At 71.3% G+C, this 23,394-nt stretch carries 20 protein-coding genes and 1 tRNA gene; 12 read left to right on the top strand and 9 right to left on the bottom strand.

The genetic code is table 11. The annotated features are described in order from the left end of the window. Positions 1-48: 48 nt before the first annotated feature. The gene (cysS, locus tag ACGFIO_RS17030; protein WP_392827192.1) at positions 49-1,464 is read left to right on the top strand and encodes a cysteine--tRNA ligase; all 1,416 of its coding nucleotides are present in this window, start codon (positions 49-51) and stop codon (positions 1,462-1,464) included. Next, entirely contained in the window at positions 1,464-2,579 is a 1,116-nt protein-coding gene (gene rlmB, locus ACGFIO_RS17025) for a 23S rRNA (guanosine(2251)-2'-O)-methyltransferase RlmB (RefSeq protein WP_392827191.1), read from the top strand. Before cysS ends, rlmB begins: the two co-directional genes overlap by 1 nt. A 52-nt stretch (positions 2,580-2,631) precedes the next feature. Here the strand turns inward: rlmB and ACGFIO_RS17020 are convergent, their stop codons facing one another. Next, on the bottom strand, positions 2,632-3,258 hold the full coding sequence (locus ACGFIO_RS17020; protein WP_392827190.1) for a TetR/AcrR family transcriptional regulator: 627 nt from the start codon (positions 3,256-3,258) through the stop codon (positions 2,632-2,634). 9 nt (positions 3,259-3,267) lie between these two features. Beyond that, the gene (locus ACGFIO_RS17015) at positions 3,268-3,768 is read right to left on the bottom strand and encodes a GNAT family N-acetyltransferase (protein WP_392827189.1); all 501 of its coding nucleotides are present in this window, start codon (positions 3,766-3,768) and stop codon (positions 3,268-3,270) included. 299 nt (positions 3,769-4,067) lie between these two features. On the opposite strand from ACGFIO_RS17015, the gene ACGFIO_RS17010 reads away from it, so the two are divergent. Further along, positions 4,068-7,388: an Hsp70 family protein gene (locus tag ACGFIO_RS17010; protein WP_392827188.1), complete on the top strand. Its 3,321-nt coding sequence runs from the start codon at positions 4,068-4,070 to the stop codon at positions 7,386-7,388. Between the two features lie 46 nt (positions 7,389-7,434). On the opposite strand, the gene ACGFIO_RS17005 is transcribed toward ACGFIO_RS17010, so the two are convergent. Then, positions 7,435-8,520, bottom strand: a complete 1,086-nt coding sequence (locus ACGFIO_RS17005) for an ABC transporter ATP-binding protein (protein WP_392827187.1) — start codon at positions 8,518-8,520, stop codon at positions 7,435-7,437. Positions 8,521-8,677: 157 nt separating this feature from the next. Between ACGFIO_RS17005 and ACGFIO_RS17000 the strand changes: the two genes are divergently transcribed. After that, positions 8,678-8,751: transfer RNA gene (locus ACGFIO_RS17000), tRNA-Thr, on the top strand. Positions 8,752-8,792: 41 nt separating this feature from the next. On the opposite strand, the gene ACGFIO_RS16995 is transcribed toward ACGFIO_RS17000, so the two are convergent. Together ACGFIO_RS16995 and ACGFIO_RS16990 are read right to left on the bottom strand one after the other, a co-directional pair. Beyond that, a complete protein-coding gene (locus ACGFIO_RS16995; protein WP_392827186.1) occupies positions 8,793-9,140 on the bottom strand; it encodes an ArsR/SmtB family transcription factor in 348 nt (115 codons plus the stop codon). Then, positions 9,127-9,561, bottom strand: a complete 435-nt coding sequence (locus tag ACGFIO_RS16990; protein WP_392827185.1) for an SRPBCC domain-containing protein — start codon at positions 9,559-9,561, stop codon at positions 9,127-9,129. The genes ACGFIO_RS16995 and ACGFIO_RS16990 overlap by 14 nt, the downstream gene beginning before the upstream one ends. 130 nt (positions 9,562-9,691) lie before the next feature. Between ACGFIO_RS16990 and ACGFIO_RS16985 the strand changes: the two genes are divergently transcribed. The 3 genes from ACGFIO_RS16985 (at position 9,692) to ACGFIO_RS16975 (ending at position 13,967) form a co-directional block, all read left to right on the top strand. After that, the gene (locus ACGFIO_RS16985) at positions 9,692-10,105 is read left to right on the top strand and encodes a GNAT family N-acetyltransferase (protein WP_392827184.1); all 414 of its coding nucleotides are present in this window, start codon (positions 9,692-9,694) and stop codon (positions 10,103-10,105) included. Between the two features lie 120 nt (positions 10,106-10,225). Continuing rightward, positions 10,226-10,573, top strand: coding sequence for a low temperature requirement protein A (locus ACGFIO_RS16980; RefSeq protein ID WP_392827183.1), 348 nt, complete (start codon positions 10,226-10,228; stop codon positions 10,571-10,573). A gap of 145 nt (positions 10,574-10,718) precedes the next feature. Continuing rightward, positions 10,719-13,967 carry a S8 family serine peptidase gene (locus ACGFIO_RS16975; protein WP_392827182.1) on the top strand — a complete coding sequence of 1,083 codons (3,249 nt, stop codon included), beginning with the start codon at positions 10,719-10,721 and terminating at the stop codon, positions 13,965-13,967. Between the two features lie 182 nt (positions 13,968-14,149). On the opposite strand, the gene ACGFIO_RS16970 is transcribed toward ACGFIO_RS16975, so the two are convergent. Beyond that, on the bottom strand, positions 14,150-14,785 hold the full coding sequence (locus ACGFIO_RS16970) for a hypothetical protein (RefSeq protein WP_392827181.1): 636 nt from the start codon (positions 14,783-14,785) through the stop codon (positions 14,150-14,152). A gap of 101 nt (positions 14,786-14,886) precedes the next feature. Between ACGFIO_RS16970 and ACGFIO_RS16965 the strand changes: the two genes are divergently transcribed. Together ACGFIO_RS16965 and ACGFIO_RS16960 are read left to right on the top strand one after the other, a co-directional pair. Continuing rightward, positions 14,887-16,668 carry a potassium channel family protein gene (locus tag ACGFIO_RS16965; RefSeq protein ID WP_392827180.1) on the top strand — a complete coding sequence of 594 codons (1,782 nt, stop codon included), beginning with the start codon at positions 14,887-14,889 and terminating at the stop codon, positions 16,666-16,668. 121 nt (positions 16,669-16,789) lie between these two features. Then, the gene (locus ACGFIO_RS16960) at positions 16,790-17,365 is read left to right on the top strand and encodes a dihydrofolate reductase family protein (protein ID WP_392827179.1); all 576 of its coding nucleotides are present in this window, start codon (positions 16,790-16,792) and stop codon (positions 17,363-17,365) included. Here ACGFIO_RS16960 and ACGFIO_RS16955 read toward each other — a convergent pair. Further along, on the bottom strand, positions 17,337-18,557 hold the full coding sequence (locus ACGFIO_RS16955) for a DUF4032 domain-containing protein (RefSeq protein ID WP_392827178.1): 1,221 nt from the start codon (positions 18,555-18,557) through the stop codon (positions 17,337-17,339). The two genes, ACGFIO_RS16960 and ACGFIO_RS16955, sit on opposite strands and share 29 nt — an antisense overlap. Before the next feature lie 113 nt (positions 18,558-18,670). Here ACGFIO_RS16955 and ACGFIO_RS16950 point away from each other — a divergent pair, with 113 nt between their 5' ends. Further along, positions 18,671-20,083, top strand: a complete 1,413-nt coding sequence (locus tag ACGFIO_RS16950; protein ID WP_392827177.1) for a trypsin-like serine peptidase — start codon at positions 18,671-18,673, stop codon at positions 20,081-20,083. Between the two features lie 13 nt (positions 20,084-20,096). Beyond that, a complete protein-coding gene (locus ACGFIO_RS16945) occupies positions 20,097-20,795 on the top strand; it encodes a phosphatase PAP2 family protein (RefSeq protein WP_392827176.1) in 699 nt (232 codons plus the stop codon). A gap of 35 nt (positions 20,796-20,830) precedes the next feature. Here the strand turns inward: ACGFIO_RS16945 and ACGFIO_RS16940 are convergent, their stop codons facing one another. Then, entirely contained in the window at positions 20,831-21,391 is a 561-nt protein-coding gene (locus ACGFIO_RS16940) for an RICIN domain-containing protein (protein ID WP_392827175.1), read from the bottom strand. A gap of 166 nt (positions 21,392-21,557) precedes the next feature. Between ACGFIO_RS16940 and ACGFIO_RS16935 the strand changes: the two genes are divergently transcribed. Further along, entirely contained in the window at positions 21,558-22,523 is a 966-nt protein-coding gene (locus ACGFIO_RS16935) for a helix-turn-helix domain-containing protein (protein WP_392827174.1), read from the top strand. Between the two features lie 51 nt (positions 22,524-22,574). On the opposite strand, the gene ACGFIO_RS16930 is transcribed toward ACGFIO_RS16935, so the two are convergent. Continuing rightward, complete coding sequence (locus ACGFIO_RS16930; RefSeq protein WP_392827173.1) at positions 22,575-23,360, bottom strand: DeoR/GlpR family DNA-binding transcription regulator; 786 nt, start codon at positions 23,358-23,360, stop codon at positions 22,575-22,577. Positions 23,361-23,394: the final 34 nt, after the last annotated feature.

The raw sequence follows: 23,394 nt of genomic DNA, 5'->3' as shown, positions 1-23,394 counted from the left end.
TCCACAGGCGGAGCGTTACCGATTGGACCACCTCGGTACCCTTGATTGGTGACGCTCCGCCTGCATGACACCGCGACCCGATCCGTCCGGGAGTTCGTCCCGAAGACGCCCGGTCAGGTCGGGATCTACCTGTGCGGTCTCACCGTCCAGTCGGTGCCTCACATCGGCCACCTGCGGTCCGCGGTCAACTACGACGTGTTACGGCGCTGGCTGCTGCACACCGGCCTCGAGGTCACCTTCGTCCGCAACATCACCGACGTCGACGACAAGATCCTCGTCAAGGCGGTCAACGAGGGCCGGCCGTTCTGGTCCATCGCGTACGAGAACCGTCGCGTCCTCGACTCCGACTACGCCGCGCTCAACGTGCTGCCCCCGACCTACGAGCCGCTGGCCACCGCGCACATCCCCGAGATGCACGAGCTGATCGACGACCTGATCGAGCGCGACCACGCATACCCCGCCGAGAACGGCAACGGCGACGTCTACTTCGACGTCCCGTCGTATGCGGAATACGGCGCCCTGTCCGGCCAGAACCCCGACGACATGCGCGCGCCCGCCGACGGCGGCGAGAAGGACAAACGCGACTACCGCGACTTCGCCCTGTGGAAGGCCGCGAAATCCGACGAGCCGGTCGACGCCACCTGGCCGTCGCCGTGGGGTCGGGGCCGGCCCGGCTGGCACATCGAGTGCTCGGCGATGGCCCGTCGCTACCTCGGCGATGAGTTCGACATCCACGGCGGTGGGCTCGACCTGACCTTCCCGCACCACGAGAACGAGATCGCCCAGTCCCGCGCGGCCGGGCTGCCGTTCGCCCGCTTCTGGGTGCACCACGCGCTGCTCAACCTGGGCGAGGCCAAGATGAGCAAGTCGCTGGGCAACGTCATCGACTTCGCGTCGATCATGCAGATGGGCGTCCGGCCGGTCGAACTGCGCTACTACCTCGGTACTCCGCACTATCGCTCGCGGATCGACTACTCCGAGGAAGCCCTGCGGGAAGCGGCCACGGCATACCGCCGGATCGAGGGCTTCGTGCAGCGGGCCGTGGAGATCGTCGGGCCCGGCCGGCCGATGGACGTGCCACCCGACTTCGCCGCCGCGATGAACGACGACCTCAACACCTCGGCCGCCCTGGCGGTCGTGCACGACACCATCCGGGAGGGCAACACCGCGCTCGCCTCGGGCGACGAGACCGGCGTACGCGCCGCGCTCACCGCCGTGCGGGCCATGCTCGGCGTCCTCGGCCTCGACCCGCTCGACCCGGCCTGGGGCGGTGGCGACCGCGGCGACGACCTCAAGCCGGTGGTGGACGCCCTCGTCCACCTGGCCCTCGAGCAGCGGGCGCAGGCGCGGGCCCGGAAGGACTGGGCCGCCGCCGACGCGGTCCGCGACCAGTTGAAGCATGCGGGCATCCAGGTGGAAGACACCCCGGCCGGACCCCGCTGGACAGTGGGAGAGCAACACTGATGCCGGGTAACTCCAGCAACCGCAGCCGCCGCGTCACCTCGAAGAAGGGCGCGCCGATCGGCTCGGGCGGCAAGAACCGCTCGGGCCTCAAGGGCCGGGGCCGCACCCTGCCCGCCGACGAGCGGCCCTGGCACAAGGGCTACTCCGGCACCGAGGAACTGCCGGCCAAGACCGCGCGCAAACAGGACAAAGAGCGCCGGGCGGCCGCCGCCGAGGGCCGCGCGCCCAAGGTCGGCCTCCCCGGCTCGAAGGACACCACGTGGGGCCGGGGCGGCGGGCGAGGCACCGGCCGGCCCACACCGCAGCGCGGCAAGACCAGCCAGCGGGGTGGCCCGCGGGTCGCGCCCGGCCGCCGGTCCAACCCCACCAAGGAAGGGCCGGAACTGCTGCTCGGCCGCAACCCGGTGGTCGAGGCGCTGCGCGCGGCGATCCCCGCGACCGCGCTGTACGTGGCCCAGGGCATCGACATCGACGACCGGGTCAACGAGATCATCCGCACCTCCGGCGACCGGGGCATCCCGATCCTCGAGGTCAGCCGCAACGAGCTCGACCGGATGACCGGTGGCGTACTGCACCAGGGCATCGGGCTGCAGGTGCCGCCGTTCGCGTACGAGCAGCTCGACGACCTGATCGCGGCCGCTCTGGAACAGACCGCACCGCTGCTGGTCGCATTGGACGGCGTGACCGACCCGCGCAACCTGGGCGCGGTCATCCGCTCGGTGGCGGCCTTCGGCGGGCACGGCGTCTTCATGACCGAGCGGCGCGCCGCCGGCATCACCGCCACGGCCTGGCGAACCAGCGCCGGCGCGGCCGCCCGGGTGCCGGTCTCGCAGGTGGTCAACCTGACCCGCGCGGTCAAGGCCTGCCAGCAGGCCGGGTTCACGGCGATCGGGCTCGACGCCGACGGCGAAACGGATCTCTACCAGCTCGAGGCCGCGGTCGGCCCGCTGCTGGTGGTCGTCGGCTCCGAGGGGCGCGGCCTGTCCCGCCTGGTCGGCGAGACCTGCGACCTGCGGGTCAACATCCCGATGGCGTCCACGGTGGAGTCGCTCAACGCGTCGGTGGCCGCGGCCGTCACGCTGGCCGAGGTGAACCGCCGCCGCACCTACGGCTGAGCCGTGACCGCGCACCGCCGGCCCAGACGCAGGCGGTGCCGCGGCGTGCCGCCTATGCCCGCACCGTCAAGGGAAGCCGGACCGCCGGCGGGAGCGGGAGCGGCACCGGCCGGGCGCTGAACGACTGGAGCATCAGGGCGGCGAAACGGCGGGTCGCCGCCAGCCGCAGCTCCGGTGACTCGGCGCGGATGCCGTCGTTGGCCATCATGGCGAGCACGACATCCTCGAGGACGACATCCGGACGCAGGCCACCGGACTCCTTCGCGCGGCGCATGAGGCCGAGCAGCTTGCGCAGGGAACGGTCGCGGCCGTCGGCGAAGTCGAAGACGCGCGGGTACTGCGCCGTCATCGCACGAGCGAAACCACTGTCGAGGGCGTGCAGCGCCAGCACCTTGTCGATCGCCCGGCAGAGGCCGGCCCACGGGTCGGGCACGGTCAGGGCCTCGTCGAGGACACGCTCGCACGCCTGCATCTGCTCGGCGAAAGCGGCCGTGAGCAGGGCCTCCTTCGTCGGGAAGCGGCGATAGACGGTCGCCAGGCCCACCCCGGCGCGCCGGGCCACCTCGCGCATCGGCACATCCAGACCATCGGACGCGAACGCCTCGCGCGCCGCCTCGACGATCCGGTCACGGTTGTCCCGGGCATCCGAGCGCAGCTTGCCGACCAGTTGCTCCGTCACAATCCCACTCTAGCTAAGCGGATCAGCTGTTCCACTACGCCGCCACTCGCGGGCCAGGACGGCGAAGACCAGCCGGTCGGCCCACTCGCCGTGGAAGCGGTAACTCTCGACGTGCCGTCCCTCCAGGCGCATGCCGACCCGGGTCATCAGGCGCGCCGACCGGTCATTGCCGGCGTGGCACCGGCCATGGACGCGATGCAGCCCGAACTCCGTGAACCCCCACTCCAGCATGGCGGTCACGGCCTCGGTGGCCAGACCCCGGCCGCCGTGGTCGGGGTGGAAGACGTAACCCAGCTCGGCCGTGGCGTCGGCCTCGCTGTGCCAGACCAGCTCCACCGTCCCGATGACCCCGGCGCCGGTGCATGCGGCCAGGGTCAGAACGTCACCCTCGGCGCGCAGCGCGTCCTCGCCCGACATGGCGATCACCGACGACCGCGACTGCTCCCGCGTGCGGGTCGTGGCGCCGAGCATCCAGCGGACGACGTCGGGGCGGCGCTGGTAGGCGTACACGTCGTCGAGATCGTCGAGGGTGACCGGGCGCAGAGTCAGCCGGGGGGGGTGCGGATCGGGTAGGCCGGGCGGAACATCCGACGCAGTCTAGGCCGTTTCGCGGCTCCGGCCGTTTCGCGGCCCTGGCTGGACCGCGGCCCTGGCTGGACCGCGGGCCCGGCCGGACCACGGCCCTGGCTGGACCGCGAAATGAGGCCTAGGCGTACGACCGTCGCGCTCGGGTGATCCTCCCGTTTCTGCTGGTAGTGCCCGGGCCGTAACATGACGGGCCGGGTGTCCGTTGGCGGAGGAGCAGCACGATGACCGAGCCCGGGGACGGCTTTGTGCTCGCCGTCGACCTTGGAACGTCGCACACGGTCGCCATGCTGCGCCGGCCCGACGGGCGGACCCGGCCGCTGCTCTTCGACGGGCAGCCGCTCCTGCCGTCGGCCGTCTACCTCGACGCCGGACGGCGGCTGCACGTGGGACGGGACGCGCAGCGGCTGGGGTACGCCGACCCGGCGCGCATCGAACCGCACCCGAAACGGCACATCGACGACGGCACCGTGCACCTCGGCGACGCCGGCGTTCCGGTCGCCGAACTGCTGGCCGCGCTGCTCGGGGCGGTGGCCCGGGAAGCCGTCGCCACGGCCGGATTCCTGCCGCAGGCCGTCCTGACCTACCCCGCCGCCTGGGGCAGCCTGCGGCGCGACGTGCTGACCGAGGCGCTCGGCCGGGCCGGCTGGCCCGCGGCGACCCGCCTGGTGCCCGAACCCGTGGCCGCCGCCCGCTACTTCGCCGACGTGCTGCGCCGGCCGGTGCCGGTGGGCGCGGCGCTGGCGGTGTTCGACCTGGGCGGCGGCACGCTCGACGTGGCCGTCGTACGTAACGAAGGCCTTGGATCCGACGGGCGCCCGCGCTTCGAGGTGGCGGCATCCGGCGGCGCTGACGACCTCGGCGGCCTCGACCTGGACGCGGCGCTGGTCGACCACCTGGGCAAATCGCTGTCCGGGGCCGAACCGGAGGCGTGGGCGGCGCTGACCGATCCGCGCACGCTGGCCCAGTGGCGGGCGCGGCGGCAGTTCTGGGAGGACGTGCGCGGGGCGAAGGAAATGCTGTCCCGCTCGTCGGTCGCGCCGGTGGCGGTGCCCGGCGTCGAGGAGGCCGTGCACCTGACCCGCGACGAACTCGAGGCGGCGGCCGGGCCACTCATCCGCCGCGGGGTCGCGGAGGCCGACGCGGTGATCCAGGCGGCCGGATTCACGCCGGTCGAGCTGGCCGGGTTGTTCCTGGTCGGCGGGTCGTCACGGGTGCCGTTGGTGGCGCGGCTGCTGCACGCCGAGCTGGGCGTCGCGCCGACGGTGCTGGAGCAGCCGGAGCTGCCGGTCGCCGAGGGTGCGATCGTCGCGGTTCAGTCAGATGCGACGGGTACGCCGGAAGCGCCGTCCGCCGCGCCCCCGGCACCGACCTCAGGGGTGGGCGCCGAGGCCCGGCCACCCGAGTCGGGCGTCGCGTCGGGTGGAGTGGCGCAGGGTGAGGTTGGGCCGGGCGTCGCGTCGGGTGGAGTCGTGCGGGGTGAGGTTGGGCCGGGCGGCGCGTCGGGTGAGGTTGGGCCGGGACCCGCTTGGCCTGGCGTCGCGTCCGGGGCGGTTGGGTCCGGCGGCGCGTCGGCGGCCCCTGGCGCCGAGGTGGGTGGGGCGGCGGGTCTGGCGGCGCTCGCGGCCGAGGCGGGGACCGGTGCCGCGGACGATGGCGGTGGCACGCAGGTCGACAACCGGGGGTGGGACACCGGGACGGCGGTGGTGGTTCCGGATGATCAGGCTACCTATCGGCGAGGGGAGGCCGAGGCGGCGACGCCCACACCCACGCCGGCGACGATTCCGGCGCAGCAGGTCCGGGGGGAGCCGGACGCGTCGCAGTATGCGGAGCCGGTCGACCCGTGGGCGACCGGTGAGGCGGAGGCCTTCGGGCCGGGTGGGCCGTCGGCCTACCACGGCGGTGGAGGAAACAGCGGCTTCGGTGGTGAGCGGGGCGGTCACGGTGCCGGTGGGCTCGGCGGTGGCCAGGGCGGCGTTCACGGGGCCGCTGGGCTCGGCGGCGGTCACGACGGGCAAGGTGGTCTCGGCGGGCAAGGTGGTCTCGGCGGGCAAGGTGGTCTTGGCGGGCGCGGCGGGCAAGGTGGGCGCGTCGGCTCGGTGGGGGCGCAGGGCGGGGCGGGCGGTGGGTCCTGGCTCGCGTCGGCGGAGCGGGAAGGCGACAGCGCGGGCAGAAGGGCGTACCGGAAGAAGTGGGTCGGGGTTGTCGCTCTGGTCGCGGTCGTCGTGGTCGCGGCGGGGGCGACGCTGGCCTGGGTGCTGTGGCCGGGGTATCGGGCGATCGACTTCCAGGCGCTGGACAAGGCCGCGCCGGTGACGTTGGACGCGGCCGCCAAGGTCGGCAGCAACCTGGTCGAGACGGTGATCTACGGGGATCGGGTGTATTACGCGACCGAGGGGGACGACGGCGCGCTCGGGATCGTGGCGGCCGACGCGGGCAGCGGCAAGAAGGTGTGGGGGAACACGGCGGCCGGGATCGCCGGTGGGTGGGAGCAGATCATCGGGCTGCCCGACGGCGTCGCGGCGATCAGCGAGGTGGACAGCACCAGCGGGCAGCGGCGGCTGGTCGTGCTCGACGGGGACTCGGGGCGGGTGCGCTGGCAGCGGGCGATGGACCGGGACGACACCGTGCGGTTCAGCGGGCCCAACGCCGTCTTCACCGACAGCCGGAACAAGCGGCTGCTCGGACTGCGCCGCAGCGACGGCGACAAGGCGTGGGAGACGCCCGACCCCAAGGTCGAATCGACCACGACACCGGTCGTCTGGACCAGCCAGACCGCCGACGACCTGTCCGGGCCGGCGCGGACCACGGGCGTGCCGTTCGCGCCCGACTACGACGACGACACCCGGCTGCTGCAGGTGCTGGGCGACCGGTCGGCGCGGGTGATCGACGCGGGAGACGGCAGCGTCAAGGTCGCGCCCAAGGCCGGCGTCGCCGACACCGATGGGCTGATCTCGGTGACCGGCAACCGGGTCGTGACCGTCGAGACCAACGGCAACACCCAGCGGGTGCTGTCCTTCGACCTGTCCACGCTGGAGGGTCCCAAGGTGCTGAGCCAGGCCGAGAACGACGCCCGGATCATGGCGCTGGCGTCGTGCGGCGGTGACTACGTCTGCTGGATCGAGTCGACCAGCTATGACAGCAAGACCCACAAGCTGGCGGGTGTACGCGTGGCCGACGGTGCCAAGACCTGGCGGGTGTCGCTGCCCGGCGCCGAGACCATCGTCCCGGTCGGCGACCACGCCCTGGTCACCCAGAACCTGTCGCCGACGGCCAAGGTGGCGTTGGTCGACTCGGCCACCGGCAAGGTCGCCTGGACCGCGGACGGCGCCGCCGGCCGGCTCGACGGCGGGAACGTGCTGCTCTTCTCCCACCCCCTGAACACTTCGCCCGAGGACCCGGCGCTGGCCGGGCGGCACGTCGGCGACGATCCGGTCCAGTTGGGGCCCCTGCCCGGCGTACGCACCGCCTCGTGCTCCTGGAACACCGAAGTGATCGCCTGCGTCGCCGACGCCACCCTGATCTGGCAGCGCTTCGCGGCATAGAAAACGGCCCCGGCGTTGACAAACGCCGGGGCCGTTCCGTGGAAACTCAGATCCGTTCGCCGCTCGACGCGTTGAACGCGTGCACCTGGTTGGCCTGCGGCTTGATGTGCACGGTCTCGCCCATGTTGGGCATGTTGCGCCGGTCGGTGCGGACCACGAAGCGCTCCGAGCCGTCGTCCATGGCCGCGTGGCCATAGACGTTGGCGTCCGAGCCGAGGTCCTCGACCAGGTCGACGACGATCGGCAGGCCGCCGTCGGCCGCGCCGACCAGGTCGGTCGCCTCGGGGCGGAAGCCGACGGTCACCTTGCCGCCACCGCTCTGCGCCGCGGCGACCTGCTCGCGGGACAGCGGGACGGCGAGCGGGCCGAAGTTGGCGCCCGCCTCGGTCAGCGCCACGGTCTTGAGGTTCATCGCCGGCGAGCCGATGAAGCCGGCCACGAAGACGTTGCCGGGGGTGTCGTACAGGGCGCGCGGGGTGTCGCACTGCTGCAGGACGCCGTCCAGCATGACCGCCACCCGGTGGCCCATGGTCATGGCCTCGACCTGGTCGTGGGTCACGTACACGGTGGTGATGCCGAGCTTGGCCTGCAGGGTGGCGATCTGCGAGCGGGTCTGGACGCGGAGCTTGGCGTCGAGGTTCGACAGCGGCTCGTCCATGAGGAAGACCTGCGGCTCACGCACGATGGCGCGGCCCATGGCGACACGCTGACGCTGACCACCGGAGAGCGCCTTGGGCTTGCGGGCCAGGTATTCGTCCAGCTGGAGCAGCGCGGCGGCCTCCTTGACCCGGCGGTCGATCTCAGCCTTCGGGGTCTTGCGCAGCTTCAGGGCGAACGCCATGTTCTCGTACACCGACATGTGCGGGTAGAGGGCGTAGTTCTGGAAGACCATCGCGATGTCGCGGGACTTCGGCGGGAGGTTGGTGACGTCCTTGCCTTCGATCAGGATGCGACCGCGGTCGACGTCCTCGAGGCCGGCCAGCATGCGCAGGCTGGTGGACTTGCCGCAGCCGGAGGGCCCGACCAGGACGAGGAACTCGCCGTCGCCGATCTCGAGGCTGAGTTCGTTGACCGCGGGGCGCTCAGAGCCCGGGTAGATCCGGGAGGCTTTGTCATAGGTGACGGTAGCCATGAAGTATCGACTTCCTTTCCACCGGCAGGAACGTGCCGGACGATCCGAGTGGATGGAACAGCGTTACGTTAAATCCTTTTCACGATTCTGCCAAGGTCCAGACGCGCTGAGCTGGCGTTTCGAGGGTCATCACCCTTTGCCGGTATGCTGTTCGGGCGCCCTTGTAGCTCAGTTGGCCAGAGCAACCGCCTTGTAAGCGGTAGGTCGCCGGTTCGAATCCGGCCGGGGGCTCTCCACCGCGGCCAGGTCTTCGAGGGGACGCCGGCGGCAGGTCAAGCATCGGGATCTCCTTCGTCGAGCCGGTCCCGCAGGGCGGCCAGCGGGCCGTCCCAGTCGCGGGCCAGTGCGGCCAGGAACTGCTGGGCCACCCGCATCGGGGCGGAGTTGAGCCGATGGCGGATGCGACGTCGTTCGCCCGGCTCGGTCACCACCAGACCGGCCTCGGTCAGCAGGGCGAGGTGTTTGGCGATGGCCTGCCGGGTGATCGGCAGCCGGCCGGCCAGGTCGGTGGCGGTGGCTGGGCCGCCGGCGGCGAGGGCGGCCAGGATCGCTCGCCGGCTCGGGTCGGCCAGCGCGATGAAGACCTCGGCCGCCACGGCCTCCAGGTCAGGGCTGGGCATCGAGGTACGCGACCAGCTCGCCCAGCTCGTGCGTCCAGCCGTCGGTGTTGCCGCCGTGCGCCTTCTCGTGCTGGTCGCCGGTCACCTGCGCGAACCCGCTCTCGACCATGGTCAGCGTGGTGCCCGACGTGGTCGGTTCGAGCGTGAACTCCACATAGGTGCGGCGCGGGTCGCTGTCGGGCAGCCCGTTGATCGGCCAGCTGTATGCGAACACGCGCGGCGGCTCCAGCCGCTCGATGACCAGCGTCGCGTTGTCGCCGCTGTCCCAGCTGAGCCGGGCCTCGCCGCCGACCCGCAGGTCGACCTCGGCGCGGTTGCCGAACCAGGTGCCCAGGCCCTCGGCGGTGGTCAGGGCGGCCCAGACGCGCTCGGGGGTGTGCTTGAGCTGCAGGGTGCGCTCGATCTGATTGGGAAAGGTCATGTCGTCCTCCATATAGCAACCATTGGGTTGCTACTGAAGTTATAGCAACCCAATGGTTGCGTCAAGGCGCGCCGACCACGTCCTTGCCGGTTGTGGATCCACTCCATGGCCATGCCCCTATCGTGGCGCCATGCGGATCGAACGGGTGGTGGACGTCGCCGAGGTGCTGGGGGCGGCGGATCTCTTCGACGGGCCGCCGATCGAGGATGTGACCCGGCGGTTCCTGCGCGAGCCGGGGCATCACCTGCTGTTCGCGTACGACGATGCGGGGCGGGCGGTCGGGATGATCTCGGGGGTGGAGATGACCCACCCGGACAAAGGGACCGAGATGTTCGTGTACGAGCTGGGCGTCCTACCGGCGGCGCGACTGCAAGGGGTCGGCACGGCGCTGGTCGAAGGCCTGGCCCGGCTCGCGACCGAACGCGGCTGCTACGGCATGTGGGTCGGCACCGAGCGGGACAACGCCGCCGCGCAGGCGACCTACCGCAAGGCCGGCGCCGACGAGGAAGAGCCGTTCCTGCTGCTCAACTGGGATCTGACGTGACGCCGATGCGGGCCCGGCGGGTGGACGAGTCGCATCGGGTCGCCACGCCGCTGGAACTGTTCTTCGACCTCTGTTTCGGTCAGCCCATGACCTGCTGGGCTCGCTGCGGATGTCGATGCTGTGGGGTACGGCCACTTTCTGATTTTCGCGGCCGCCGCGGCGGTGGGGGCCGGGCTGGGGGTGGTGGTCGACTTCGACATTCGGGACACCGAGATCGGCGGGCATCTCGCCGGGTTCGCGGTGGCCGTACCCGTCGCCGTTTATCTGTTGATCGTGTGGCTGTTGCACATTCGGCCGCAGGCTCATGGCGCCGTGCTTTTCGCGTACCCCGGCATCGTGGTTTTGATCTTGTTGACACCGCTCGGCCCGGCGCCGGTGCATGTGACCGCCGGGCTGCTCGCCGTTTTGGTGCTGATCACGCGGCTCCGCGGTCGAATTGACCCGGAACGAAAGCAATCAGCCGACTAGGAAAACGCATATGCGCACGCGTAAATGTCTCATCCTGGTCACGAACTCCATCGACCATAGTGACTAGCTGACTACCGGAGTCCGAGGATCCCTGGATACGTCCGCACACCCCCTTGGCGGGCGAGAAGTTCCGGAGGATTCGTACGTGAGACATCGATCCGCCTGGAGCCGGCGAACAGGTATCGCCGTGCTCGCGGTGGGAGTCGCCGTACTCGGCAACGCCCTTCCCGCGCAGGCCGCGCCCGCACCGACCGTGCCACCGGCCCAGGAGACGCCGGGCGACTCGCCCAAGGACGCCCCCGCCACCACCCTCGACTCGCACGACGCCGACCTCCTGACCCAGGCCGAAGCCAAGGGCGCGGCCAACGTCACCGTGATCATCGCCGCCGACCAGGGCCGGTCGGCCGACGTGGTGGCCAAGGTGAAGAGCCTCGGCGGCACCGTGACCCGCCGCTTCGACCAGGTCGGCTACGTGCTGGCCTCGGTGCCGACCGGCAACGTGGTCAAGGCGGCCAAGCTGCCCGGTGTATCGGCGATCGACCTGGACGAGAAGATCCAGCTGCCGGAGCCTCAGGAGCAACTGGGTAAGAAAGGCGCGAAGCAGACCGACACGCTGCCCGGCCCGGGCCCGAGGACGCCGGCCGCGAACCCGTACATGCCGACCGACGAGACCGGCTCGGTCGCGTTCAAGCGCAAGCACCCGGAATGGGACGGCCGCGGCGTCACCATCGGTGTCATGGACTCCGGTGTGGACCTGGAGAACCCGGCCCTGAAGACCACGTCGACCGGCGAGCGCAAGATCGTCGACTGGGTGACGGCGACCGACCCGCTGCTGGAGAACGACGCGACCTGGCGGGCGATGCGTTCCGCGCCGCCGGCGTCGGTGAAGAAGCCGGAAGGCACGTACCTCTACAGCACCTTCCGTGAGTCGATCACCGTGGCCGACGACCTGGCCGGCGACGTCAACCGCGACGGCGACAGCACCGACGTCTTCGGAATCCTCTACGACCCGGCCTCGCACGACATCCGGGTCGACGTGAACCAGAACAACGACTTCACCGACGACGCCGTGATGCGGCCGTACAAGGAGAAGTACGACGTCGGCTACTTCGGCGTCGACAACCCGGCCACCCCGGTCGCCGAGCGCGTCCCGTTCGTGGTCGAGTTCCGTGAGGACGTCGACCTGACCCCGGCCGGCCTGCCCGGTCAGGTGGCCGACTTCGTCAACATCGGCATCCCGGAAGCCTCGCACGCCTCGCACGTCTCCGGCATCCTCGCCGCCAACAACATGCTCGGCAACGACAACCTCGACGGCCAGGCCCCGGGCGCCAAGATCGTTTCGTCGCGAGCCTGCTCGTGGGGCGGTGGCTGCACCGCCGCCGCGCTGACCACCGGCATGGCCGACCTGGTCGTCAACCGCGGCGTCGACGTGATCAACATGTCGATCGGCGGCCTGCCCCCTCTGAACAGCGGCGACAACGCCCGGTCGGAGCTCTACAACCGGCTGATCAGCGACTACGGCGTGCAGATGTTCATCTCGGCCGGCAACTCCGGGCCGGGCGTGAACACCATCGGCGACCCGTCCGTGGCCACCGACGTGGTCAGCGTGGCCGCCAGCATCAGCAAGGAGACCTGGCTGGCCAACTACGGCTCGGTGGTCCGCAAGGACATGGCGATGTTCAACTTCTCCTCGCGGGGACCGCGGGAGGACGGCGGCTTCAAGCCGAACATCACCGCGCCGGGCTCGGCCATCTCCACGATCAACATGTGGCTGAACGAGCCGGGCATCCCGGAGGCCGGCTACACCCTGCCGATCGGCCTCAACCACCAGAACGGCACCTCGATGGCCTCGCCGCAGGCCGCCGGGGCCGCCGCGTTGCTGCTCTCCGCGGCCAAGCAGTCGAACAAGCAGGTCAACCCGGCGCAGCTGCGCAAGGCGATCTACAGCTCGGCGCAGCCGATCAAGGGCGTCTCGGTGGCGGCACAGGGCGACGGCCTACTCGACGTCAACGGCGCCTGGAAACTGCTGTCCAAGACCGTCGACACCATCGGGTACGAGTCGTCGGCGCCGGTCTGCACCGCGCTGTCCGAGTTCCTGACCCCGACCCCGAATCGTGGCAGCGGCATCCACAACCGCTGCGTGGCCGGTGAGGGCGGTCAGACGGCCGACTCCACCCGCGTCTACAACGTGCAGATCAAGCGCACCAGCGGCGCCGCCGGTACGGTCCGGCACAAGCTGACCTGGGTCGGCGACAAGGGCGCGTTCAAGTCGGCCGGCAGCGTGCTGCTGCCACTGAACAAGGCGGTCACCGTCTCGGTGGTGGTCACCCCCAAGGACGGCCTCAACTCGGCCATCCTCAAGGTCGACGACCCGGCCACCTCGGTGGTCGACTACGAGATCATGAACACGGTGGTCACCTCGGTCACCACCAAGAAGCCGTCGTACGCCCTGAAGGGCGAGGGCAAGGTGGACCGCAACTCGTCCGTCTCGTACTTCGTGGTCGTGCCCGAGGGCGCCAGCTCGCTGCAGGTCGACCTGGCCGGGCTCAAGGGTGACTCGCAGACCCGGTTCGTCGCGATCAGCCCGTACGGCGTGCCGCTCGACCCGACCTCCAGCCTCGAGTGCTACCCGCACTTCTCCAACCCGGACACCTGCAAGCCGGACGAGCGTTCCTACGACGACCCGATCCCGGGAGTCTGGGAGATCGAGGTGGAGTCCCGCCGGACGTCGCCCTACCTGCAGAACCCGTACCAGCTGACGGCCAAGGTGCAGGGCGTCACGGTCGACCCGGAGACGGTCACCCTGCCCAGCGTCAAGGCCGGCACCCCGGCCCCGGTCAGCTGGAACGTCACCAACAACTACGGCCCGCTCACGCTGACCGCGCAGGGCGGCCCGCTGGGCAGCGCCAAGTCGGACCGCCCGACCATCGCGGACGGCGACCAGCAGGAGTTCGAGGTCGTCGTGCCCGCCGGTGCGTCCCGCCTCGACGTGGCCATCGGTAACCCGTCCGACCTCGGGGCTGACCTCGACCTGACCGTCTACCTGGGCGACACCCCGGTGGCGCAGCAGGCCGACGGCGACGCCGAGGAAGCGGTGTCGATCCCGTCGCCCGCGGCGGGGACGTACACCGTGGTGGTCGACGGCTACGCGATCCCGGCCGGGACCACGCAGTACGACTACCTGGACGTCTTCTACAGCCCGGCGCTCGGTGCGCTGACCGTGCCGCCGACCGAGACGCCGCTGGCCAACGGCGCGTCCGCGACCGTGACCGGGTCGGTGACCGCCGCGGCGGCGCCGTCCGAGGGCCGTGACCTCTTCGGCGAGGCGGTCTTCACGACCAGCGAGGGCGCGGTCGTCGGCCGCGGCTCGGTGGCCATCAGTTCGGTCAGCTAGCCCCACACGGTGGTAGGCCGGAGCGGCATCCGCCGGGCGGAGACCGCCGAGGTCTACCACTTCCCCGGGCGGTGGTGGGCCGGAGCGGCATCCGCCGGGCGGATGCGCCCGGGGCTACCACTGGTCTTTGACGAGAGCGGGCCCATCCTCAACGGCGAGGATGGGCCCGCTTCGCGTGCGGGTTACTTGTAGTCCGGGTCCTGGCCGGCGACCGGGCGGCCCTCGGAGAACGGGCGCGCGGACTCGCCGTCGATCGGCTCCTCGTCGAGGCGCTGCTGGTCGTCGCCCGGGCCGGCGGCCGGCGTGGTGTTACCTCCACCCGGCGGGACGTCGGTGCCGCCCGGAGGCAGGCCACTGATGTCGGTGGACGTGGGCAGGGTCCGCACCGGCTTCTGCGGCAGCAGGCCCCCGAGCAGCGGAAGGTTGCTGCCGGCGAGGCGGGACTCGGTGCCGGTGGCCGGTGCGTTCGAGGTCGCCGCCTTCGTCGACGACGCGGCCGTGGTCGCCGCCGTCTTCGTCGTCGCGGCCTTGGGTGCCGTGGCGGGTAGCGTCGGCGGCGTCACCGAGTTGTCGCCGGGCTGGAAGTCGACGGCCGGCGCACCGGAGTCGAGCGGGTTGGGCACCGTCACACCGCCGCCGAGCGGATCGGCGCCGGCGACGTCACCGGCCGGGCCCAGGCCCCCGATGTCACCCACCGAGCCGACCAGGCCACCCACCTGATCGACGGCGGGCAGCGGCTGGTCGTCGGCTCGCGCCGGCCCGGCGCCGAACAGGACGAGCCCACCCATCACCGCGGCGGCGAGCAGGTACCTACGCATGCGAGTCCTCCGGTACTAGACTTCACGGACAATTGGCTCGGAAGGGGCAACGAGCGGCGGACGTACCTGGTTCCGGTGACGGCCATGATTACGATCGGTCCGTGAGCGCCGAACAACAGCCCGGAGCGGTACGGCGCGGGCTCATGTCCCGGCTCCAGCAGCGCCTGGCCAACGGCACCGACGGCCGCCCCCACTTCGTCATCTGCGGCGCCGACTCGCTCGTCTACACGCTGGCCGAGGAACTCTCCAACGCCGGCCACCGGATCCGGATCACCCTGGTCGTGCCCCACCGGCTGCGCGCCAACGTTCCCGACCTGCAAGGGCTCCGAGGGGTACGCGTGGTCCGCGCCGACCGCCTCGACGAATCCGCGTTCCGCGCCGCCGGCCTGGCCGGAGCGGCGGCGCTGGCCCTGGTCATGCCCGACGACGTGATCAACCTGCACGCCGCGCTGTGCGCCCAGGCCGTCGAACCCGACCTGCGCCTGGTGCTGCGAATGTTCAACACCGGTCTCGGGTACGGCGTCCGCAAGCTGTTCGACGACTGCGCCGTCCTCAGTGACGCGACGATGGCGGCGCCCGCGTTCGTCGCCGCCGCGCTGGGCGAGCCCGCGCCCACCCACTTCCGCCACGCCGGCCGGACGATGCACGTGGCGCGGCGGTCCGACGTACCCGCCGAATCCGTGGTCTGCACCCTGACCACGGCCGACGGCTCGGGCGAGACGGCCGTGCTGCCCGCCGACCCCGCGCCGGGCCAGGGCCGCCCGGCCGACCTCGTGCTCGCCGAGGCTTCCCGCAAACCCGTCGGCCAGGCCGTGGCCGCCCGCAAGCTGGCCCGGTCGGCACGCCGCGGCCGGACGCTGCGTGGCGCCGTCCGGGCCGTCCGGGCCGCGATGAACCGCAAGCTCGGCGTGGCCGTGATTGCCACCTTGGTGATCACCGTGCTGGCCGGGGCGGTGCTCGCGCACACCGACAACGTCCCCGGCGGCTTCTGGACGTCCCTCTACGTGACCCTGCTGACCGCGGTCGGATCGTCCGATGTGGAGGTCGACCGCAACGGGGTGGCCCAAGGCGCCCAGCTGGTCCTCACGCTGGCCGGCGTCGCGCTGATCCCGCTGATCACCGCCGCGGTGGTCGAGGGCATGGTCAACGCCCGGTTCGAACTGGCCAACGGGCAGGTCCGCAGCGCGCACACCGACCACATCGTGCTGGTCGGCCTGGGCACCGTCGGTACCCGTACCCTCCGGCACCTGAACGACCTGGGCCTGGACGTGGTCGCCATCGACCGTGACCCGAACGCCCGCGGCGCCAAGGTGGCCCGGCAGCTGGGCGTGCCGTTCATCGTCGGCGACGCGGCCTCCGACGATACGCTGCGCCAGGCCCACGTCGACACGGCCAAAGCGCTGGTCGTCGTGTCCACCGACGATGTCACCAACCTGCAGGCGGCGCTGAACGCCCGGGCCGCCCGCTCCGACATTCGCGTGGTCCTGCGCCTGTTCGACGACGACTTCGCCCGCCGGGTCCAGAAGGCCTTCAACATCGACATCTCCCGCAGCGTGTCCCGGCTCGTCGCCCCGGCCTTCGCCGCGTCCCTGCTCGACCGGGACGTGATCGTGACGATCCCGGTCGACCGGCACGCGCTGCTGGTGGCCGCGGTGCGGGTGCTGCCGGGCTCGCCGCTGGACGGGACGGCCCTGGAATCGGCCGACCGGGCGCAGATGGTGCGGGTGATCGGCATGTCCGCGGCCGACTCGGAGTGGGTCGACTGGACCCCCGACCGGCGGCGGGTGCTGTCGGCCGGCGACCGGGTGGTGGTCGTGGCCCGCCGGGCCGGCCTGCGCGCCCTGCTCGAGCAGGCCACCCCCTACCGGGAGACCGATGACTAGCAGCACCGGGGTGCGGTCGATGTAACCCCGATCGCCTGGTCGCGCCGCTGGATGAGGTAGCCGCGGTGAAACGACGGTGGCCGCGCCGCGCCGCGAGCTGAGCTGTGCCAGGATCGTTCGCATGTCGGGGATCACAGTCGTCAATTTCGTCACGCTCGACGGTGTCGTGCAGTCGCCGCTGTACGCCGACGAGGACACCGACGGCGGCTTCGAGCGTGGCGGCTGGGTGCAGCCGTCGATGGACCCGGTCGTCGGGCGGGTGATGGGCGACGCCACCACCGGCGCCGGCGGGTTCCTGTTCGGACGGCGAACCTACGAGACCTTCGTGTCGAACTGGTCGGAGGCCGATCAGAGCGAACCGGCCGTCGCCGCGCTCAACCGGCGCCCGAAATACGTCGTGTCCCGCACCCTCGACAAGGCCGAGTGGCACAACAGCCAGATCGTCCGCGAGGACGAGATCGCCGGGCTCGGGCAGCGCGAGGACCTGGTCGTCTTCGGCAGCAGCGGGCTGATCCCGACGCTCGTCGCCCAGGACCTGATCGACCGCTACACGCTGCTGGTCTTCCCGGTGGTGGTCGGCGGCGGCAAGCGGATGTTCCCGGACGGCGGCGCTCCGGCCACGCTGACCCTGGACGGCAGCGAGACCTCCACCACCGGAGTGATCATCCTCAGCTATTCGCGTCCTCGAGGGCGCTGACCTCGAGGCCCAGCACGGCTTGCTCGTCGGGCTTGTGGGCGAGCACGTCGGTCAGGTAGCTCTGCACGGCGGGCGCCATGCCGACGTCCCGGCCGGCCCGCTCGGACAGCAGCCACTTGTGCTGGATGATCTGCGAGAAGATCTCCTGAGGCTCCAGCTTGCGGCGCAGGTTGGCCGGCACCGCCCGGACCACCGGCTCGAAGACCTCGGTCAGCCAGCGGTGCGCGGCCTGCTGCTCGTCGATCAGGTCGCTCTCGGCGCGGTAGGTGTCGAGGTCGTTGAGCAACTGCCGGGCCTGGTTCTCCTCGGCGTCCAGGCCGGTCAGGCGGATCAGGCGGCGGGTGTGATAGCCGGCGTCGACGACCTTGGGGCGTACGCGGTAACCGCTGTCCACCGTGGACACGGCCACCTCGGCGACGTCGAAGCCGAGGTCGTTGAGCCGGCGGATGCGGCGCTCGATGTCGTGCCGGGCGTCGCGGGGCACCTCCTGCTCGTAGGTGACCTCGTGCCACAGTCGGTCGTACCGGGCCACGATGTCGTCGACCACCGTCTCGGGGTCGATCGACTCGTGCAGCAGCTCGGCCGCCTGCAGGTCGAGGCACTCGCCGTAGATGTTGAGCCGGAGGATCTCGATGTCCTCGCTGCGCTGGCCCTCGGACAGCTTCGGGTAGAGGTTGCCGGTCTCGGCGTCGACCAGGTAGGCCGCGAACGCGCCGGCGTCCCGGCGGAAGAGGGTGTTGCTCAGGCTGCAGTCGCCCCAGCTGAACCCGGTCAGGTGCATCCGGACGATCAGCGCGGCCAGCGCGTCGAGCAGGCGGTTCATCGTCTCGGGCCGCAGCACGTGCGAGAACAGCGCGCGGTAGGGCAGCGAGAACTGCAGGTGCCGGGTGATCAGCACCGACTCCAGCGGCTCGCCCGCCTCGTCCTGCCGGTCGGTGACGATGGCCACCGCCTCGACCGCCGGGAAGTCGATCCGTTCCAGGGCGCGGAGCAGGTCGTACTCCTTCTCGGCGATCCGTTCCCGGGTCTCCTTGAGGGCGTACACGGTCTCGTTCAGCTTGACGAAGCGGACGATGTGCCGGGAGATGCCCTGCGGCAGCGCGACCAGGTGATCGGCCGGCCAATCCTCGAGTGGAACCGACCACGGCAGATCGAGCAGTGCCGGGTCGACGAGGGCGGACGTGATGCGCACCGACCCAGTGTGCACGCTGTCCGACGCGCGTCGCTCCCGCACGTGGCTCGTTACACAAACTGCCAGATCGCCTTATCGGCCTTTTTATGGCTTTCGTGACCCCGGGGAGAAGCATGCGACGCAAGGCAGGCATCGTCGTCGGGGCGTGCGCCGCCCTCGTACTCGCCGGATCGGCGGGCGCGGTGGTCTGGAAGCAGCAGTCGAACGACGAACGCCGGCCCGTCGGCGGCTGGCGGGAGGCGCCGGCTGAGGCGCGTACCCCCGTGGCCGTTCTGTCGAACCAGCGACCCACCACGGCCGCGACCCAGGCCGCGACCGAGACCCCGACCGCGGCCGCCACCAGCACGAAGCCGGTCAGCGAGGATCCGCGGACCCACGCCGAGCCGGTCAAACACAAGCGGGCCATCGTCGAGGAGAGCGCGGCCGCGGCCGCCGCCAAGGGCCGGCAGAAGGTAGGCCGTCTGCTGCGGGTCGACAAGCTTCTCGGGTACGCGCGGACGCCCGCCACCGAGACCTTCCGCTACCCCGGCGCCTCGTACGTCAAGCTGCACTTCGACCGCATGGTGATGGCGCCGGGCGACTACCTCACCGTCTCCGACGCCAAGGGCCAGGAGTCGTACCGCTACGACGCGCCCGCGCTGGTCGAGGGCGCGTCGGTCGACAAGTGGGCGATGTCCGTCACCGGCGACACCGCGGTCGTGAAGGTGCACCGCGCCGTCGACCCGCTGGGCGCGCGCTCGCTGGCCGGCGAGCCCGGTGTCCGGGTGGACCGGGTGGCGCGCGGCTTCACGCGTACCGAACAGGGCGGTGCGCCGGAGGAAACGCTGACCGCGCCCGGCCACACCGGCCGCGAGGAATCCGTCTGCGGCAGCGACGAGTCCAAGGACGCGGTCTGTTACAAGGCCAAGGACCCGGTCGCCTACACCCGGTCCAAGGCGGTCGCGCGGCTGCTGATCGACGGCACCGAGCTGTGCACCGGCTGGCGCGTCGGCACCAGGAACCGCATGCTCACCAACAACCACTGCTTCGACAACTCGGACTCGGCCTACGACACCGAGGTCTGGTTCAACTACCAGTGCGCGACCTGCGGCGGGTACGACACCTTCAAGCCGACCAAGGTCTGGGGCGACAAGGTGCTGGCCACCAACCACACGCTGGACTACACGCTGTTCACGGTGGAGAACTTCGGCGCCATTCAAAAGTACGGCTACCTGCAGCTCGACAACGTCCGCCCGGCCAAGGGACAGCCGCTGTACGTGCCGCAGCACCCGGCTGGCGACCCGACCCGGATCGCCGGCAGCCTCGGCGAAAAGGCCGGCAACTGCGCCGTCGCCGACAACGCGTACACCGGCTACCAGACCGCCTCGGACGTGTCCTACTACTGCGACACCGAGGGCGGCTCGTCCGGTTCGCCGGTCATCTCCCGCCGGACCAACCGGGTCGTCGCCCTGCACCATTTCGGCGGCTGCCCCAACTCCGGCGTCCGATCCGACCTGCTCCTCAGTCAGCTGAGCGGCAAGCTGTAGGTACCGTGGTCGCGTGACCCGACCCCGCAGCTGGTGGCCCGACGCCGCCTTCGTGGCCGCGTTCGTGCTGATCACCGTCCTGTTGGCGCGGGGGCACCTGTTCGGTCTGGACGCGGCCGTGGCCGACTGGTCCGACGCGCACCGGCCGCCCGTCGCCTACTGGACCGCCCGGGTGCTCAACAGCCTCGGCCAGGGCGGCTGGCTGCTGATGCCGGTGGCCGGGCTGCTCGTGGCGCTGCTGGCCTGGCGCCGCCGCTCGATCCGGCCGCTCCTGGTGTTCCTGGGCGCGACGCTCCTGACGTACCTGTCCCTCGGCCCGATGAAGATCCTGTTCCAACGGGCGGCGCCGCGCTTCGAAGGCCCCGACCGCACGGCGCTCTTCAACCCGGCGGCGGTGGGGCAGGCCGGGATGAGCTATCCGTCCGGTCATGTGGCCAACGCCGTGATCTGGTACGTGGTGATCGCGTTCGGGCTGACCGGTCTGATCGGTGCCCTGGGCCGACGAGTCACCCTGGCCCTGCGGGTGCTGCCCCCGGCGATCGTCTTCGGCACGACGACCTACCTGAGCTGGCACTGGATCACCGACTCGATCGCCGGGCTCTTCCTCGGGCTGGTGCTGGCCCGGCTGCTGGCCCGGGTGCCGTGGGAGACGTTGCCGCTGCCCGGCCCGGTGGCTCGTTTCGAGCGTCCGTTCACGCCGTCCGTGCGCTGATCCCCGCCAGGATCAGCGCACCGAGGTCGTCGCGTCTATTCGACGCACCAGGTCTGGTCGCGGGTGCTTCCGTGCGGCCACTGGATGACGGATGCGCCGTTCGCCGTGCTGCGGCCCTCCACGCTGGCCAGCATCCCGGCCGATGCGTTGACCAGGATGACGCCACCGCACTCGCTGCTGCCCTCGACGCGCCACTGTTGGTTGGCCTTGCCGTCACACTGCCAGGTGACCATCTGTGCGCCCTGAGTGGTAACGCCGCCGGACACGCCCAGGCAGGCGTCGGTCGACCCGGGACCGCGGCGGAAGTTCACCACCTCGGAGTAGCTGCCGTCGAAGTTGACGTACCACGCCTGATCACCCGACCCGGTGCAGGTCCACTGGATCACCCGGGTCCCGTTGGCCGGGGTGCCTCCCTCCGCACCCATACAGCGGCCGGAGTTCAGGTTCCGCAGCCGCACCACCCGGTAGTCGGAGTCGGCGGACGCCCTTCCGGCGCGCGGGCCAGGGGCGGCAGCAGCCGCGGCGGCCGGCACGGAAGCGGCCGGAACGGCGGCGACGACGGCGATCAACGACGCGAGGGCTGACGTACGTTTCATGCGTATCCCTTTCGTAGCAGGCGATTCTGTGCCCTACCTTCGCGTGCCGCCGGGACCGGCGTCATTGTCGTGGCGCGCCACACCCGTTGTCATCGTGCGCCGAGCCGCAGGGGTGGCGGCCGCTGTCTACAGTGGCCGTCCGGCGCCGCCACCCGGGGGAGTGACGATGTACCACGCCATTGACCTGCGCGAGTTGCCCGCGGGTGACCGGTTCGACTTCTGGCATCAGAGCCTGAGCACGATGTACGCCCCGATCGACGTCCGGACCGCGCACCCCCGGTCGTTCAGCGGCGGCGTCGAAGCGCTCGAGATGGGCGGGGCGCAGGTGGCCACCGTACGGTGCTCGGCGGTCACCGCGAGCCGGACCACGCGCCTGATCCGGCGGTCGGATCCGGAGTGCTACCACCTCAACCTGGGCGTACACGGGCGGTTCGGGCTCAACCAGGGCGGGCGGACGGTCACCTTCGGCCCCGGCGATCTCGTGCTCTACCAGTCCTGGCGGCCGTTCCGCACCACCTCGGAGAGCCGGCAGCGCACCGTGTCGGTGATCGAGGCTCACATCCCGCGCCGGCTCGTCCCCCTTTCGACGGCCCAGGCGGAGAGCGTCGCCGCCGTACGGTTGCCGGTCCACAGCGGCCTCGGCGCGCTGCTGACCCAGTTTCTCGGCACCGTCGCCCAGGACTGCGGCCGGTACGGGCCCGACGACGAGGCCCGGCTCACCGGCATCCTCGCCGAGCTGGTCGGCGGAGTGCTGGCCGCGCACCTCGGAGCGGACGCCCGCCCGGCCGGCCGGGTCGGCCTGCTCCAGGTGCGGCAGTACATCGAGAGCCGGCTCGGCGACCCGGCCCTGGGCCCGGCCGGCGTGGCCGCCGCGCATCACCTGTCGGTGCGTTCGCTGCATCGCCTCTTCCACGGCAGCGACGATTCCGTGGCCGAGTACATCCGGCGCCGCCGCCTGGAGAACTGCCGGCACGATCTGGCCGACCCGGGCCAGCGGCACGTGCCGATCCGGGCGCTCGCCGCGCGGTGGGGTTTCGCCGATCCGGCCAACTTCAACCGGGCCTTCCGCACTCGATACGGGCTGACGCCGGGTGACTTCCGCGCGTCCGTGCCGCCGGCGCCGGAGTCGTGACCGCCGGCTGGCTTCCGCGCGGTCGCGCTGGGGGCGACGGGGTTGGCACCGTCAGGCGACGATGACCTCGACGCCGGCTTCGCGGAAGGCGGTCAGGGCGCTGTCCGGGGCGGTGTTGTCGGTGACCAGGACCTCGACCTTGGTGATCGGGCAGATCCGGGCGAACGCGTGGCCGCCCAGTTTGGACGAATCGGCGATGACCACGACGCGTTTGGCCCGGGCGACCATCAGGCTGTTCATCGCCGCCTCGCCCTCGTGGTGGGCGGCGGCGCCGAGTTCGACGTCGAGGGCGTCGACGCCGAGCAGGACGACGTCGAGGGTGACCTCCTTGAGGAGTGCGCTGCCGAGCGGGCCGACCAGTTCGAAGGACTGCGGGCGGACCACGCCGCCGGCCACGACGATCTTCATCCGGGAGCGGACGAGCAGCTCGTTGGCGATGTTCAGCGCGTTGGTGACGACGGTGAGCTGGGCGCCCTCGCCGCTGGTGTTGAGGTCGGGGCGTACGGCCAGGGCGCGGGCGACCTCGGTCATCGTGGTGCCGCCGTTGAGGCCGACGACGGTGCCGGGCTCGACCAGGCGGGCCGCGGCCTCACCGATGCGCTGTTTCTCGGCCGAGTGCTTGGCGCTCTTGTAGCGCAGCGGCAGGTCGTAGGAGACGCCGTTGGCGACCGCACCGCCCCGGGTCCGGGTGATCATCTGCTGCTGGGCGAGCTGGTCGAAGTCGCGCCGGATGGTGGCCTGGGACACGTCGAGGCGCTCGGCGGCGTCCTCGACGCTCACCCGCCCGCTCTCGGCCAGCAGCTCGAGCAGGGCGTTCCACCGCGCGTACCGGTCCACTCAACCCCCAAAACCCGCAGTGGCGGCTCCGAGC

Source organism: Actinoplanes sp. NPDC049265 (genome assembly GCF_043197135.1).
Lineage (GTDB): Bacteria > Actinomycetota > Actinomycetes > Mycobacteriales > Micromonosporaceae > Actinoplanes.
Note: the sequence above shows the minus strand (reverse complement) of the source record. Positions and strands in the feature narration are given on the sequence as shown.